Annotated in this window: 8 protein-coding genes; 2 read left to right on the plus strand and 6 right to left on the minus strand. The window is 35.5% G+C overall.

What is annotated here, in order from left to right; genetic code table 11:
- Positions 1 to 171 precede the first annotated feature (171 nt).
- The 3 genes from ACEN92_RS05985 to ACEN92_RS05995 are packed head-to-tail and all read right to left on the minus strand — an operon-like array spanning position 172 to position 7,810.
- On the minus strand, positions 172 to 2,961 hold the full coding sequence (locus ACEN92_RS05985; RefSeq protein ID WP_495641459.1) for a DUF8487 domain-containing protein: 2,790 nt from the start codon (positions 2,959 to 2,961) through the stop codon (positions 172 to 174).
- Positions 2,962 to 3,006: 45 nt separating this feature from the next.
- Entirely contained in the window at positions 3,007 to 6,414 is a 3,408-nt protein-coding gene (locus ACEN92_RS05990; RefSeq protein WP_495641460.1) for a tetratricopeptide repeat protein, read from the minus strand.
- A 19-nt stretch (positions 6,415 to 6,433) separates the two neighbouring features.
- The gene (locus tag ACEN92_RS05995; RefSeq protein WP_495641461.1) at positions 6,434 to 7,810 is read right to left on the minus strand and encodes a sugar porter family MFS transporter; all 1,377 of its coding nucleotides are present in this window, start codon (positions 7,808 to 7,810) and stop codon (positions 6,434 to 6,436) included.
- 330 nt (positions 7,811 to 8,140) lie between these two features.
- Here ACEN92_RS05995 and ACEN92_RS06000 point away from each other — a divergent pair, with 330 nt between their 5' ends.
- Positions 8,141 to 9,019, plus strand: coding sequence for an AraC family transcriptional regulator (locus ACEN92_RS06000; RefSeq protein ID WP_495641462.1), 879 nt, complete (start codon positions 8,141 to 8,143; stop codon positions 9,017 to 9,019).
- 58 nt (positions 9,020 to 9,077) lie between these two features.
- Here ACEN92_RS06000 and ACEN92_RS06005 read toward each other — a convergent pair whose 3' ends face one another.
- The gene (locus tag ACEN92_RS06005) at positions 9,078 to 10,493 is read right to left on the minus strand and encodes a sulfatase family protein (protein WP_495641463.1); all 1,416 of its coding nucleotides are present in this window, start codon (positions 10,491 to 10,493) and stop codon (positions 9,078 to 9,080) included.
- Positions 10,494 to 10,876: 383 nt separating this feature from the next.
- Positions 10,877 to 13,789 carry a S8 family serine peptidase gene (locus ACEN92_RS06010; protein ID WP_495641464.1) on the minus strand — a complete coding sequence of 971 codons (2,913 nt, stop codon included), beginning with the start codon at positions 13,787 to 13,789 and terminating at the stop codon, positions 10,877 to 10,879.
- Positions 13,790 to 14,913: 1,124 nt separating this feature from the next.
- Between ACEN92_RS06010 and ACEN92_RS06015 the strand changes: the two genes are divergently transcribed.
- Positions 14,914 to 16,317 carry an exonuclease domain-containing protein gene (locus tag ACEN92_RS06015; RefSeq protein ID WP_495641465.1) on the plus strand — a complete coding sequence of 468 codons (1,404 nt, stop codon included), beginning with the start codon at positions 14,914 to 14,916 and terminating at the stop codon, positions 16,315 to 16,317.
- 19 nt (positions 16,318 to 16,336) lie between these two features.
- Here the strand turns inward: ACEN92_RS06015 and ACEN92_RS06020 are convergent, their stop codons facing one another.
- Positions 16,337 to 17,374, minus strand: a complete 1,038-nt coding sequence (locus tag ACEN92_RS06020) for a hypothetical protein (RefSeq protein ID WP_495641466.1) — start codon at positions 17,372 to 17,374, stop codon at positions 16,337 to 16,339.
- Positions 17,375 to 17,377 lie beyond the last annotated feature (3 nt).

Raw genomic sequence — 17,377 nt, forward strand, 5'->3', positions numbered from 1 at the left:
AACTTATTTACTTATTCTAAATAAATTCTGAGATACAAAGAACAGAAAATTATTATAATTTCTTTTATAAGAAAGCGTATAATCTTAAAAAAATAAAATCCGTATAAACAGCAAACGAAGTACACATTTCATTTTACTGTTTATACGGATTCGGCAGGATTAAGTTTTTTTCTAATAAATACTTGTAGCTGCTTCTTTATCTTTTTCCTTTTGATCAGCCAGAATTGATTTCAAAATATCCGGATTCTTTATAACTTCAGGATTGAAAGATTTACTGTTCATATAATTAAGGATCGAAATCAACATCTGTTTTGCAACTGGGCGTTTTTCTATATCCTTTGATAAATCAAAAGAAGCGATTACCAGTTTCCCCGAACCTGTGCTTCCTTCAAAAAGCGATGCCAGTTTACGATTATTGGCAAAATTATCTACCATTTCCACTAAAGGGCTGCCGCCAATAATGCTATCAACAATCAGCGTTGTAGAATTCACATTTAAATCCCACCATTGCCAATCGGTATGCATATCCGTAGGGAAATCAGTAAAAACTTTGTGCGAAGGATTACAAAGTATTCCCATAGTTCCTGCTTGTTTTGGAAAATGGACAGGGCTCCAAAAAACAGGGACGAACTTCCCTTCTATTCCTTTTATTTTTTTCCAGTCTGGATTTAATAACACTTTACGGCCTTTCTTCAATGATTTATAAGCTTCTTCAAGACTTCTTGTATAAACCACATCGCCATAATTGATGCTTTGCTGCTCAGGGTAAACCCAAATATTCCATTGATTTTTATAATCAGTATCTTTTATATTTACTTTAAGAGTAAGCTTAGTTGCCTCTTTTATTTTTTGAAGGCTTTCATTAATCGTAAATAATTCGTGATTATAACCTGAAATAATGGTACTTGTTGCTGATCCGGATGCCATTAGAATGGTATCCTCCATAATACTCCATTCAATCACTTTATCATTTAAGGCATCACCCGAAAAATTACTTACATCCAGGCTGGCGGTAAAAGATTCATTGTTGGTATATGTTGCTTTTGGGAAACGCAGCAAAGGAACAACAGGAGAAGAAAACTGTCTGAATTCTTCTGCCGAAATTAAATTTTTACTATCCCAAAAAGCATCCAGCAATCCTACCAATGCTGTACCCTGACCCGGAAAATCATGTAAGTCCAACAACTGAAATCCACTGATTCCGGCTGTTTTCAATGCTCTTTCTATTTCTTCTTTATAAAGTATAGCAGCCAATTTTCCGGAAGCTTTGGTATAATCAGCAGCTTTATCGATTAATCCTTTACGTTCTAAATCTTCTTTTACAGCCATGAAATTTAATGGTTCTAAAACTCCGGTGTATTTCGGAATCTCATCTATTTTAGGATAAACTGCATACTGGCCTATTTCATGTGTTATTAAAGGCACAGTAACATCCTGCAAAGCGACCTTATAATCTTTATTGAACGTTGGGGATTCACTATTAAAGATCCCTTGCCCGCGTACCCATCCTTTGTTAGTCCATTGTGTAATAAAAAAATCATCCTGCGGTTCAGGTAAAATACCGTGTCCTTTTTCAAAAGTAAAAGAAGTACTAGTGTACAAATGTCTTGGATCCTGAGTTTTAATATTTTTGACCATTTCTGTTAAAAGTGCCATATCTCCTTGTAATTCATTACCCATAGACCACAGGCAAAAAGAAGGATGATTGCCATACTCATCAATCATATGTTGGGCTTCCGAATATAAAAAGTCAGTCACTTTTTTATCTTTTCCAATATTTAAAACCCAAACCGGAAGTTCTACCTGCAGGTAAAAACCCATTTCGTCTGCTACTTCAAAAGCAGCTTCCGGAGGACACCAGGAATGAAAACGAAGGTGGTTCAAACCCCATTCTTTAGCCGTTATAAATACTTTTTGCCATCCTTGTTTGTCCATTGGAGGATGACCGGTAAGTGGAAAAATATTGCATTCTAAAGTTCCTCTTAAAAAAACAGCTTTATTGTTTATCGTTAAAACAGTTCCTTTTTTTGAAAACTTTCTCATTCCAAAATCGACTGCTTTTTCGGATATCGACTTTTTTGCCTTGAATTGGACTTTTAATTCATATAGTTCCGGAGAAAATTCACTCCAAAGCTTTATGTCCTTACCCATATCATAATCAAGATTTACAACAGATTGTCCGCTTTTTATTTGAACCGCTTGTTCAAGGGCAGTAACCGATTCTTTGCTTTTTTTGTTAACAGCGACAACATTCAACATTCCTTTTTGAGTATTTTTCGAGCTATTATTTAAAGTAACAGCTACTTTAATTTTATTTAAATCAATATCCGGATATACCTGTACATTAGAGATATGAATTGGATCTACAGCTTCAATATTCATTTTGCCAATAATTCCATTCCAAATAATTTGAGTTTCATTCGTATAAGCATGCGCCATATTGTCCAGGCTGATATCAAAGTGCTTTCTGTTGTCAACACGTATGGTTATCCTTTGTTTTTTTCCAGGAACCAAATAATTAGACAAGTCAAAATAATGAGGTGAAACCAAACTATTTTGTTCCGATTTGACCTCTTTGCCATCTATCCAAATATTCGTTTTCCAAATCACACGTTCCAATTTCAATATCAATTCCTTTCCTTTCCAATCGCTGGGGATTTCTATTTCGCGGGTATACCAGGCTGCTCCTGTATAACTATTTTTCCTTGTTAAATGACTTAACTGAGGTTTTGAGAGACCTGGTTTCAGTTTGTTCGGAATTCCAATCCCAAAATCATCTGTTGTTCCCGGCAGGTTTACTGTTTGTTTAAAAATGGTATTTTGCCAGCCATTTTGCAATCCGATATCGGTACTGTCTAATTGTACTGTCCATTGACCGGAAATATCGATTACGTTTTTATCTGTGGCACTCCATGAACAAAGTAAAAATGACGTAAGGACTAACAATAAAATATTTTTCATTTTGAATGTTTTGATAATTAAAATTTAAATTGCCGGCAGAAATAATTATTTTCTAAACGTGTATTTGTTTATATCTAATTGCTTCACTTTTTGATAGAAGTTTTCTGAAAGTTCATCATTTCCTAAACCGCTATGCCCTAATGCCATAACATAATAACAATGTACCTGGTTACGAATGTTTAAATCATCTTCCCAGATAGCAAGATCCGGAAGCGATACGGCAAAATAATCGATACGGCATTTTTCAAATAAATACTTTTCGCCATGAGCAACTAATTTATTAAAACGACTGCGGGCTTTATCTTCATCTCCCAATTCACGCCAGGCTAGTCCCTGATAGAATATCTTATCCGGCTGTTGATCGTTATAGAAAAATGCCTGAACAGGTTCCGGTGATCCAAGTGTCGCCTGCATAAAATTTGCTTTGGCATTTTCTTCATCACCAAGTCCTTTATAAGCTAATCCTTTGTAATAATGGACTTCGTTTTCTTCCGCATTTTTTAATTTTCCTTCCCCTAAATTATGAGGATATATTTCTGTTTCTTTAAGCAGCTGAATTGCCTCAGAAAAACGTTTTTCGACTATTGCTATTTTAGCTAATTCTACCCTGCACAAAGTATATAAACCCGTTACTTTACCTTCGCCACCTTCCCAGGGATGAAATTTTCTGGCAGCAATATGTTTTTTTGCTTCTTCATATTTACCAATCTGACAATACAAACCTATCCGCTCAATACACAAATCATCTCTTTCTTCTGTTAAATTACTATATTTCTCAAAAAGTGCCAGTCGCTCAATAGGCGATTTCGCTGTTTTTTTATACAGTTGATCTAACTCCATAAATATCCTGGAATCTGTTGTGTCAAGTTCAAATGCTTGCTCTAATACTTCCTGAGCACGAATTTTATTTCCTTGTTTATTGAAATAGGCAAGCGCAAGATTCCTTAAAACCGTAGGGAATTCATCATCAATCTCTACTGAATTTTCCCAGCATTGTATTGCTTCATCATATTGACGAAATGCATACCAAAAATTACCTAAATAAAAAGGTGCTTTTGCATAATTTGGATTCAATAAAATAGCGTCCTGCAGAATATTAACTTCTTCAATTCGGTTAGGGAAACATTTTTCCGGAGACAATACTGAGGCTTTTTTATACCATTCAATTGCTTCGTTTTTATTTCCTTTCATAGATTCAAAATAACCTATTGCATAGAAAACCATTGGATAAACAGCATCAATTTCCTGAGTACATTCCTGTAAAAACTGAATGGCTTCATCATATAATCCTGCTCCTGCAAAATCAAGCGCATATTCGATATACCCATGCGGCCATTTACGCATGATCGTGTTCATTTCATTAAGTTCTGTTTCATTGTTAGTCAGCAGGTACTTCTCAAAGCGGCATCCCATATTAAAACGATCGATTTTAATTGATTCTTCCGCTAAAAGAAGAGCTTCTTCTGTTCTTCCTAATTTTCTTAATAGGGAAGTTTTTAATTGACGTGCTTTATGATTGTGCCAATTGCGTATCAGACAAGAATCAATACGTTCTAAGGCTTCCCCCCATTCTTCTCTGATGCAGTCTATTTGTGCCAAAGCAAAAAAAGCAGCATCCTGCCAGGCAGCATTCCAGGTAGATTTAAAAAGAGCGGTATAAGCCTCATCCAGTTTCCCCTGAATTTTTAAACAGAATCCTAAATTATAATGCGGCTCACCATCATAAGGATTCGGACTGCGTTCTGTCAATACTTCTACAGCTGTTCTAAAATAGGCTTCCGCTTTTTTGAATTGCCCGCGTCTCAGCATTAATAAACCAACAGCATTATTGCAGCGTACATCCTTAGAATCTCTGCTTAAGGCTTCCTGATAATAATCTAAAGGATTATAGGTAGCATGACGGTATTGTTCAAGATGCAGACCTGTTAGAAATAATTGTTCCATTGAAGCTATTTCTTTAGGATCATGAGCTGCTTTTGCGGGATCCGGTGCAGGTTTAATTTCCGGTTTTTCTTCTTGATATTCAACAAGAACTTTACCTTCTTCGGTATGAATACTAAAAATTAAATTCTCCGGTAAATTATTACCAATTGATACCGTTTTTTTATATGGATTATATGGCGAAATAGTAATTACTTCCTGATGCAATACATTTCCCTGAACATTTTTTAATTCTAATTTTAAATTCTGAAAAAGACTGGTTGTAAACAAAATTAAATCTGCTTTATTTCCGTCCACTTCAATATTGATTATGGCATCTTTAGTAGCATTTTTCACATAACCAACTTCAGCATAAGGCATAAAATATTGAATCCACGATTTTTCTTCATAAGCCTGCAGCCAGGAAAAATCAGGTTGGTTGTCTGTAAAAACACCTGTCATTAATTCAATATAAGGTCCGTCTTTATCAGTCAGATTTCTATCCCAGGCAAGTCCAAAGTCCCCATTACCCCATGTCCACTGTTTTTTACCCGGCGATACATGATGATTGGCAACGTGCAGCAAACCTGCCTGTACACCATCTTCATAACCTCCGACAAAATTGTATTTAGACTGAACAGCCATATACGATGTTGGTACAGGAATATTTTTATACTTCGAAATATCCACGCCTGCAGAGTAATCCTGTTTGTAATATTCGCCGGTTGCTATGGGAAAATTTGATACATCACGCTTTCCGTGGTCAAATACAAAATTTACATCCGGCGGAAAAACAGACTTATATTCATCATTAACTACAACAGCAGGATTTGCCCACCAAAGAAAAGTCTGAGGAAAAGCGGTCCTGTTATAAATTTTGACTTTTATTTCGATATAAGCCTTATCAGGATGCAAGGTAAATCCCTGCATTCCTTTGGTTCTGAACATTCTTTCTACTTCATTACACCAAACAGTTTTGCTTCCGTCAGCATTCTCTTCAATACTATAATCCGTAGGTAAAAAAGTGCTTGGGCGGTGATGCTGTGGCCAGTTGAACTCAATTCCTCCTGAAATCCAGGGCCCGGTAAGCCCTACTAACGCAGGCTTAATTACCTGATTATAATATACGAAATGACGTCGCTTTACCTTATCATAAGCCATATGGATACGGCCTCCGAGCTCCGGTAAAATCATTATTTTAATGTATTTATTTTCTGTAAATAAGGCGTGATATAATTTATCTTTCTTTACATCCGATATTTTTTCAACTACCGGATAGGGATAAACGGCACCTGAACTTCCCTGATAAACCCTCTTCTCCAGGAAAATAGGATTTTTTTCTTCTTCACCAATTTCATAAGTAGGCAGCATAATATCTTCTTCCCATGCGCGAACTACACCATCCTCATAAACAGTAGACTGAATCAGGTAAGCAGTAATTTCTTCATCTTTTATTTCTGTGATAGGCTGAGAATTTGAAAGTAATTCACCTTCTTCAATTGTATTTGATTGGACTGAAGTTAATTTTTCCATCTTAATTTAGTATCCGTTGTTATTTTGTTAATTCTGTTTCAATTTGTTCCAATGATTTTCCTTTTGTCTCTGCTAAATAAATCCGTAAAAAGAGATACCCCAGAAAACAAATTATTCCATAAAGCCAAAATGTTCCGTAAGACCCTAAACTATTATTTAATAACGGGAATGTATAGGTAAGTACAAAACAGGCTGTCCATAATGAAAAGGTACTTATAGCCATTGCCATTGCCCGAATTTTTACGGGAAATATCTCAGATAAAACCACCCAGGTTACCGGAGCAAGTGTCATGGCATAACAAGCGATAGCAAGAATTACAAGTATTAAAACAGCCGCGCCGGTAACAGCAAAATAATAACAAACGCCTAAGAGTGCATAAATACATGCCAATCCTATAGATCCAAAAAGCATTAGGGGTCTTCTGCCTAATTTATCAACCAGCAGCATTCCGACATAGGTAAATATAAGGTTCGTCAAACCTGTAATAACGATGTTGAAAAGAATATCAGAGACACCATAACCGGCAGCAGAAAATATTTCCTGAGCATAATTAAAAACAACATTAATTCCGCACCATTGCTGAAAAGCAGCGATAACAATACCCAATAAAAGAATTTTAGGCATTTTGCCTTCAAATAACATTTTATAACTAACTGATTCTTTTGCAGTACTAACTGCAGATTTCAATTGTTCGATTTGCTCTGAAGCAAATTTGATACCTCCAATTTTTGTAAAAATAGATTCCGCCTTATCATATTTATATTGACTGGCCAGCCATCTTGGACTTTCCGGGATAATTAGTATTAAGGCAAAGAAAGCTACGGAAGGAATTGCTCCAGCCCAAAACATGTATCTCCAGCCCCATTGTACATTCCATGAATCCAGCAGAATACTGCCATCAATAATAGGTTTTGCTATCAGCATATTTACAATTTGGGCAGCCAAAATACCAAAAACAATTGTTAATTGATTAATGGATACAAACTTACCTCTTGATTCACTTGGCGCTATTTCTGCTATATACATTGGGGAAAGGTTAGATGCAATCCCGATCCCAATCCCTCCTATTATTCTCCAAAAAATAAACATATCTGTTTCATTCGCGCATCCTGTCCCAACTGCTGCCAATGTGAATAAAATTGAGGCGACAATCATCAATGGTTTTCTCCCGTATTTATCAGACATACTTCCTGAAATTGTTACTCCCAATAAACAACCTAAAATAGCACTTCCCATTACCCAGCCCTGCATTGAAGGAGCATCGGTTATATCGAAAAAAACTTCATAAAACGGCTTTGCACCTCCAATAACTACCCAGTCATATCCAAACAACAATCCACCCAAAGCAGAAACCAAAGCAATGAAAAGCAAATAAGAAGAATTATTTTTACCCATGATTTAAAATTTATAGTATTGAAAGACAAATTTAGAAGTATAACAGTAGTCAAAAAATGCAAAAAACAAATAAAAAGATGTATAAAACAACTAATTTAGCCAAATATAAATCATTGTTTAAATTTAAGGAGAATTAAAAACAATAGGTGTCAGGCTAAGCGGAGTCGAAGCCCTTTTCAGGTAAAAAGCCTTTGACTAAGTTTATCCTGAGCGAAGCCGAATGGACTCAGGGTGACAATGATTTATATATGCAAAACTAATTTTGCACAACAATAATTAAAAAAACCTGTACTTTTCGACTTATTTATTACAAGTATAATTTTTAAACAAATGGAACATATAGCGGATGGTTTTAAAGGAGAAAGAGCAATTGTGTTACCCTATAGTATTCGAAATTTTCAAACCAATAATGAATTAACCAAATCGCTTTATATTACCCACATTGGTTATTATCCAAATGCAAAAAATCATTTTCGCAAACGTTCAAAAGGAGCACTTGAAGATATTTTAATTTATTGCGAAAAAGGAAAAGGAACCATAACCATAGAAAACGAACAGTTTAAGCTTACAGAAAATCAAATTTTAATCATTCCTGCAAACAAACCCCATTCATATGAGGCTGAGGCTTCAAACCCCTGGAGTATCTATTGGATTCACTTTAGAGGTACAAAATCCTCCTTATACGCTCCTGTTGCTGAGAAAATTATAACTCTAAATGATGTCAGAATATCCAATCGTCTGGATCTCTTTGAGGAAATGTATCAAAATTTAGAAATGGGATTCTATGCTGATAACTTAGAATATTCAAGTATTTGTTTAAAACATTTTCTGTCCAGCATAAAATATATTGATCAATATATCAGAATAAAATCAATTAATACATCAGATCTGGATACCATTCCTATGAGTATTATTTTCATGAGGGATAACCTGACCAACAAATTAACGCTGAGTCAAATCGCAAAACACGTAGGCTATTCGGATTCTTATTTTCGCAATTTATTTTTAGAAAAAACATCGTTTACCCCTATTGAATATTTAAACAAATTAAAAATCCAGAAATCCTGTTCATTATTGCAATTCAGCAACATGAAAATAAATGAAATTGCTTATCATCTGGGCTACTACGACCCTTATCATTTTTCAAAATCATTCCGTAAAGAAATGGAAATTTCTCCTCGTGAATACCGAAAAAAATATAAAAACTAAGGTTAAGAGTAACTGTTTATATTTCCGTTTTAAAGAACCCTGAAATGATTTCAAATATTTATTCCCCCTGATCTAATCCGGCATTTACATTTTTATCATCTTTAGCAAATTGTTTTTCCAGTAATACTTTCATTTTTGCGGTAAGTGAAGCGTCTTTGTCAATTAAATTTTCTTTTTCTTCAGGGTCTGCCTCAATATTAAAAAGCTGATAAATAACCGACTTCCCTTTATTGTTTCGCTGCCTGATCAGTTTCCATGGTTTGTGTATTAAACTTTCCTGCTTACTGCCTCTAACATAAATATCATGTTTCGTTTCTATTTTGCTATCCGTAATAGACGGCCAGACATTAACTCCTTCAATTCCTTCCGGAATTTTTGCACCCGTCAGAGAAAGTATCGTTGGCATTATATCGGTAACTGAAATATAATTTTTGTTATCCTCGGCAGTTAAATGATTTTTCCAATACAATATAGCCGGTACCCGAATAGCTCCTTCGTAATTGGAATTTTTAAAACCCTGCAATGGTGCATTGCTTCCTAATACCGAATTAGGTCCGTGTATTAAGTTGTATTCTTTTACAGGAAACCAGTTTCGCTGGGCACCATTATCACTCATAAAAACAATCAGGGTGTTTTCATCAAGTTTTGTTTGTTTTATAACATCTAAAACTTCACCGAACGCATAATCTAAGTGTGACATGGCTGCGGCATAATCTCTGCGTGAATTATCTTTAATTGTTTTTAAATAAGGCTCTTTCCATTTATCTTCTTCCTGCAGTGGATAATGTGGTGCACTGTAAGCTATCTGCAAATAAAAGTTTTTTGTTGTGTCTCTTTTTTGGGTGAGCCAATTAATTGCTTCTTTTGTGATTAAGTCGGTAGCATGACCTTCTTCCGTAATCATTTTATCATTTCTGTACCAGCTTTTGTCACCATTTTTATAAACATGTGAGTACTGATCTATTTGTCCATGCAAAAAACCATAGGAGTAATCAAATCCGAAAGCGCCCGGGCCATTTTCAATATCCAGTCCCAAATGCCATTTGCCAATTAAAGCACTTTGATATCCTTGTTTTTTTAAGGCTTTGGGAAGAGTTACTATAGAATCAGGAAGTGTTTTTTTACTTCTGCCATCGATAGGTGCTAAAATCCCAATTCTACTGGCAGGCATTCCTACTAAAAGTGCGGCCCTGGAAGGAGAACAGGTTGGAGCCACATAAAAACGATCTAATCTTACGCCTTTACTTGCTAATAAATCTATGTTGGGTGTTTTAATCTCAGACCCATTATAACCTACATCATTCCAGCCGGCATCATCAGCTATAATCACTATAACATTTACACCCTTTTTTAGTTCTGCTGCTTTGTTCTCTTTTTTAATTACACTGCAGGAAATTAAATTTATCGCTAAACCAACACTTAACAGGTACTTAAAAATGCTTATAGATCTCTTTTTAAACATATTGTCATTCATAAATCGGATAATTTAAAACCTAAAGATAAAAATTATTATCAGATGAGAAAGAACCGGACCCTGCGAAATAAAATTTATAAAACCGAAGCGGCTTTTACCTCTTGTATAGAAAAGCAAAGTGGTAACAGTTTTTACTTTTCGAAGAGAAATAATAAATTTGTTATAGAAATTGTGCACCTGCAACTTGCAGATACTGATGACTCAAACCATATATCAGTTTAAATGGGAATGTAAACGAATTCTGCAAAAATATAATAAGAGAGCTGTTTCACAATAAGTAAAACAGCCCTCCTGATTTATTTCGGACACGGATCGAAATACGACATCCTGATATTGAATTCCTGAAAAGCCTTTTGGTACTGAGGAATTTTTCTTTTTTATAATTATTTTTTAATTATTTTTTTTGAAGTTATTGTTCCTTTATCAGAAACAAACTGAACTATATAAATTCCGGGAATTTGTTTTGCAATATCTACATTAAACTCTTTCTGTTTGTTGGTTTTTTTCTCAAAAACAATAGTGTTATGAATGCTGATTATTTTTAAAGTACCCTGTTCCTCATTGTTTACATTTATTTTAAATATTCCATCAGTCGGGTTAGGATAGATTACAAAAACCCCGGACTCTGCTTCTGTTAGTGTTATTTTGTTACTCTCGGTTTTAGATTTGTCAGCTTTAACTAAAGCAAAACGCTCTCCTCCTTCCAGTTCACCTCTTTGGGCATCTTCCTGAATAATATCTAATGTGATTTGTTCATCAGCCGGAAAGTCTTTTGCTACTCTAAAATCGAATGTTATTCCAAAAGTTTCATCAATATCAATAGGTAAGTTTGTAATCGATGCTTCTCTGGAGTCAATAAGTATCTTATTTTTATCTATAATTTTTACTCCTCTAAGGCTTCCGTTTGTTTGTGCTCTTTCAAATAACCGCTCATCCAGGGTTGCTTCAATTGTTCCTCCCAGATCAAAGAAATTATTTTTTAGTTCTTCATTAAACCCTTTATCTTCAAATTTTATGTTTATAGATTTAGATTTTATTCCTCTGATAAATATCGCTGTGGGAGGAACAACATCAGTTGTTACTAAATTATAAACACTCAGGTTTCTCCATGCAATATTATTGTTGTTCTTAACATTTACGTTAATTCCGACGCCAGTTGCTTCATTAAACATTGGATCTGTTGAAGATATAATTCTGGCTGTTAAGCAAAAATGATGCTGGTCATAAGTAAAATCTGCCGGGTTTGGCGGATACCACGGAATCATAACTATTGTACTGCTGCCTGCTGCTATAGATGGAATATTTACTTCTCCAATTTCATCGCCATGCAAGATACCGCCAACATTAAAATTCACAAAATTAACAGGCCATGTTAGTCCTGAAGATGCTTTTGCGAAATAGAGTTTTACTTTTGCAGCCGAACTTGCAGATGTTCCCCTGTTATAAACTTTTATATACACTCCGTTTGGTGAACTTGTTTTATATTCCGGGTTCTGATGCGTAAGCCCTGCATCTATGTTTTGTCTAACCCAGATACCTTCACTTATCCACATTGGGCCTGAATCCGGATTTGGTTCTATTCCTGTATCAAATGGTCTGTCTTTTATATATAAATCAGCTATAGGTATTGTTATACCGGTAACAATGACAGAATATTTCTGATTGCCGTTAACCAAAGTTCCCTTATGATTAATGGTTATAGTATAATTACCTGCAGCGCCAATTATCCTTATTCGTTCAAAAGGATCTTTAGTATTATCTCCCAATCCATTTGTTGTGGCCGATAATAGTCTGTAAGGAAAAGTAGTACCTGATATGTTTGTTACACGTATATCTAAGTCGTTGATAAGTTTTGCAGTACTAATATTTGCAGTGCTGCCGGTGTAAGCTACACCAGCCGGATCAGTCCAGGATATAGAGGCAATTAACGGGTTTATTCCATCAGATGTTACCTGAAAACTATATGAACTCCCATTGTTTAAAGTGTTTTCCTCAATAATGGCCTGTGTTCCTTTCTTCGTAATTGTTTCTGCTGCAAATTTTGCATTTAACAAACCCCACCCAAATATAGCATCAGGGCCTGTGGCTCCTGCATCATCCGCAGTGTGTAATGCCAGCCCTTTTAATGTTGCCGCACGCATAAAATTACTGGTCACATTTTTATAATGTTGCTGCAATAAAAGCAATGTCCCGGTAACATTTGGAGATGCCATCGAAGTTCCGGTTGCATTACCGTAACTGCTATTGGTTAATGGTGTTATTGGTGATGTAAGTGTAGCGGTCGAATATACAGAAGTGCCATTTCCTGTAAGATCAGGCTTTATCCTTAAATCATCTGTTGGCCCCTGACTGCTGGAAGTGTTAATAGTTACGCTGGTTAATGCTCCGGAAGCATTAATAACAGCATCATTGGCGTTGGCAATTACCAGATTATTTTTGCAGGTAGCATATCCGGTAAGTTTATCATAACTTGTATTTCCTCCTAATGGACTTGTATTTGCAGTATTATCAGTGCCATCATTTCCGGCGGCTTTAATCATTAAGTAATAGGGCGCATTAAACATTACATTATCCCAGTCTCTTGCCACTGTCTCATAAGCTCCAAATCTCCACGGTGCCATAATAACAACTCCGGAAGCATTTCTTAGCCCCCATCCGTAAGAATGATTAGATAATAACATCCCATTTGTTGCAGCAGTTGTAGCTTCAGATAAATCAGTATTCCAATCATTGGTTTTTGCATTTGCCTGATTAGCCATACCTTTTGCAGCTGCTACTGAACCTGCTGCAACAATAGTACCCGTAACATGGTTAGCATGTTGACTATTGTTGTTGGTTGTTACAATAGTTGTTACGCCATCCAAAATAGAAACTCTTCCCCCAAATTCATTATGAGCAGGAAGTGTAGCTCCTCCATCCCATACATATGCAGTCATAGACTGCCCATTAAGGTTAAGCCCTAAAGCACCGCCAGAATTCAAAAAATTTGCTCTGGTTGATTTGGCAGCATTTACATTTTCGGGCGTAAAATAAATTGGATTTCTTTCGTCGGGGGAAACATCTATGAGTTCACTTAAGGTGCCGTCTCTATTAATAAATGTAACATTCCATCCATTGGTTTTTGCTAAACTTAAAGCCCTTTCTTTCTTTTTATCCGCTTCTGTCTTATATCTGACACTTAATGATTCCAATTCTGCCACGTTTGTATTAGATCTAATTTTTTCAATATCATTTTGAGTTTGGGAATACGTTATTCCGAATACACAAAAGACAATAATTTTGTATAAGTTTTTCATGTGATTTGATTTAAGGTTAATATTTTTAAAAGTCTAAAATCAAAAAAAGGAGGGCTTCTGTTATTGGTAAATTCAGGGAATTGAAAGAATAAGTTTGTTTTCATTTTCATAATTTTTTAATTTAAAAGTTAATAAGAATTGATTTATTGTGATAAAATTGATTGCTGAAGATAAATTAATGCAATTTTATTTACAAAATAATTTAATTATGTAAGATTATATTTTAATTATATCAAAATTCGTAAAACTAAACAAATCAAAAAAGAGTATAAATACCTGATTTTTAACATTTTAATCATTTATTCAAAAAACAGCCGTAATAATATCCCATAAAATCATTTTTCGGATATAAAATATGAAGCTTACAAACAATTAATAGAGCGCTGAAGATTTCGGAACTGCTTTTTGAAGAAGTGAAATATTGGAAAGAATCAATTATACCAATGATCCAAAAGCAGTAATACACTTTGATTAAAGAATAGCATAATCTAAAACTGTCAATTGAAACAGCAGTATTTTATATTCCTCGTTTTAGGTAGAGAAGCGACTGAACATAAAAAAAGAAGACGGGCAGTAACTGTCAAATTAATTAAGCTATCTCTATAAACAAAATCTTGTTTTATGATAAATAACTTAGGTTTCAGATTTATGTTAAATTTCAAATAAACAATTATTATGAACTTTCAAAACATGAAGAATAAAACTTTTTAAAACACTAAAAAACAACATATTAATACATTATCGCTTCTTATTTAATTTGGATATTATATGATATTTTGCTTAAATTTGCAACCTCAAATGTGAATTACAAAATTATTATTTTGCTCTATTACATAAGCAGAAACAAGGGTTCACTTTATAGATAAGCTGGCTCAGATATTCTTTTAAGTTGATGTTTGCCATAACAATAATTAAAATATCCATGATATTTTTTATTCCAAATCTGAATACCAACAAAGACAGCAAGAGAATTAACACACAAGAAAGATTTCACAGTATAATATCCAACTGCCTAATCTAAGAGACATCAGATTTATATATTCATAAAAAGACCCAATAAAAAAATAGGAGATTTTTATATGTTCAATAAATTAAGAACAAGCTTGCGTTATATTTTTTTTTAGATGAAAACACAGGAATATGCCATAGTAGATATCGAAACCACAGGCGGTAATGCCAGTGGCAGCCGCATTACAGAAATTGCGATTATCATTCATAACGGAACAAGGGTAATTGATCGTTGGGAAACTCTCGTCAACCCCGAAAAGGAAATACCGCTTCCCATTTTTGCCTTAACCGGCATTAACAATGAAATGGTAAAAAATGCCCCTGTCTTCGATGATATCTCTGAAAAAGTACTACAAATGCTTACAGGACGTATCTTCGTTGCCCATAATGTCAACTTTGATTATTCATTTGTCAGACACCAACTTGAAGAAGCAGGATTTAAGTGGACAGCGAGGAAATTATGCACCGTTCGTGCAGCAAGAAAAATCAGGGCGGGACTTGGATCGTACAGCCTGGGAAATCTTTGTACTTCACTGAATATACCTGTCAAAGACCGACACCGTGCAGGTGGTGATGCAGATGCAACCGCCATATTATTTTCTAAATTACTGGAATGGGACAGCGAAGGAGAGATCGCAAAAATGATTAAGAACACCTCACAGGATCAACGTTTACCTCCTAACCTGCCGCCAGAAGATTTTGAGCGGTTACCGGAAAAACCGGGTGTCTATTATTTCTACAATGAAGCAAAAAAGGTAATTTATGTCGGCAAAGCCGTCAACTTAAAAAAACGTGTGGCTTCTCATTTCAGCGGCCATAATGTCAAACCGCAAAGACAACACTTCTTAAGGGATATACACGGAATTTCGTTTGAAGTCTGTGCTACTGAATTAATGGCGCTATTACTCGAATGTACTGAAATCAAGAAACTTTGGCCGGCATATAACAGGGCATTAAAACGATTTGAACCAAAATACGGACTTTATTATTATGAGGCCCGTAGCGGATACAAATATCTCGTTGTTGGAAAACTGAATAAATTTCAGCGTTGTATTGAAGCTTTTAGCAGTGAGTATGATGCCATAAATTTACTGCGCAGCCTGGCTCAGCAGTTTGGAATTGATTATCGATTCTGCAAATATTCCAGACCACCGGAAGGTGAATTCATCAAAAAGAATGATGTCGAAAATTTACCTGATGTCTTGTCACACAATGGTCAAATCGAAAATGCAATTGATTTTTTATTGGGCAACAGATCAAGTTTCGCTATTATAGACAAAGGCAGGTCAACAGATGAGCGCAGTTGTATCTGGGTAGAAAATGGTCATTTTTATGGTATGGGTTACATCACATCTGATGTTGGATTTACGGATCCGTCAGAGATAAAGGATTTTGTAACACCCTACAAAAGCAACCAATACATCATGAATTTGATAGCTGCCTATGCAAAGAAATATCCGGGTAAAGTTATTTTTAAGAAACATCTCTTAATGGAAAAAGAACAAAATCAATTTAATTAATATTATTAAACCAATCTGTTTATCGGATCTGATACCAGTTGGTACCATCACTCTGTACTTCAACGCAGCTAGAAGCATTGATTGTGGTTACTGAACTCCCGTCTAACTTAATATAGCTGCCTGTGGTTTTTGCACCAACTGTATTATTGACAATCGTATAAATTCGGCTCGGTACTGCTGCTGCTGCGGGCAGCGTAACGGTAAATGCAGACGCAAGCGGAATGATTACTGTTTTATGAGTGTCACTTAATGTCAGATCTGCGGAAATCACCAGAATACTATTGGCAATACTGCCAGTGACCTGCAAAGTCGAAGTTGGTGCAGTAGTAGCGATTCCAAAATTTCCAGCATTAGTAAACCTTCCATATTCAGTAAAAGCGGTTGAACTGGTATATTTACCAAAAGCGAGATGTGGTGTCCCGTTAAAATTTGAAGTAAACACACGCAATGCATCTGTTGTTCCAGTCTGGGCAGCTGAAACTTTCTCCAGACCATAAGCATCACCTATGGCGGCTGTATATAATGCTGCCATTCCCATTCGTGTATCTTTGGGAAGTCCTACCGGAACTGGAGCCAGGAAATCAGCCTTTCCAGAGCCTGAAAAAGTAAGATTATCAGCTCCCATTGTTACTGTTCGATTACCCGTGAGGGTACCGTTACTGTTATAAATATCGGTTGCAGTTACTGATGATCCCAGTGTAGTCTTCCATGCCCCATTGGTATAGATAAAAAGCAGGGCCTGACCATTGAGAATAGTAGTACCTGCAAAGGTTGCATTAAAACCTCCTGTAATATTATTTGAGATGGTTAATATATGCCCATTGATAGTCGGTGTATAAGCCGTTATCGCAACTATACCGGTAGCGGTACCTGTAATACTGGCCAGTGAAGTTTGTGTATTAATACTGGCCGCATTAGAAGCCACAGTAAAACTTACTTCCCTGCGGGTAACCGCTCCGTTGACATCTAGTGTTGTTCTGGGGTCGGTGGTGTTTATTCCCGTTTGGGCAAAGGAGAAATAGGTGATAAAAAACAGCAGCAGAATTTTACTTTTCATTTT

The organism is Flavobacterium sp. Flavsp81 (assembly GCF_059491325.1).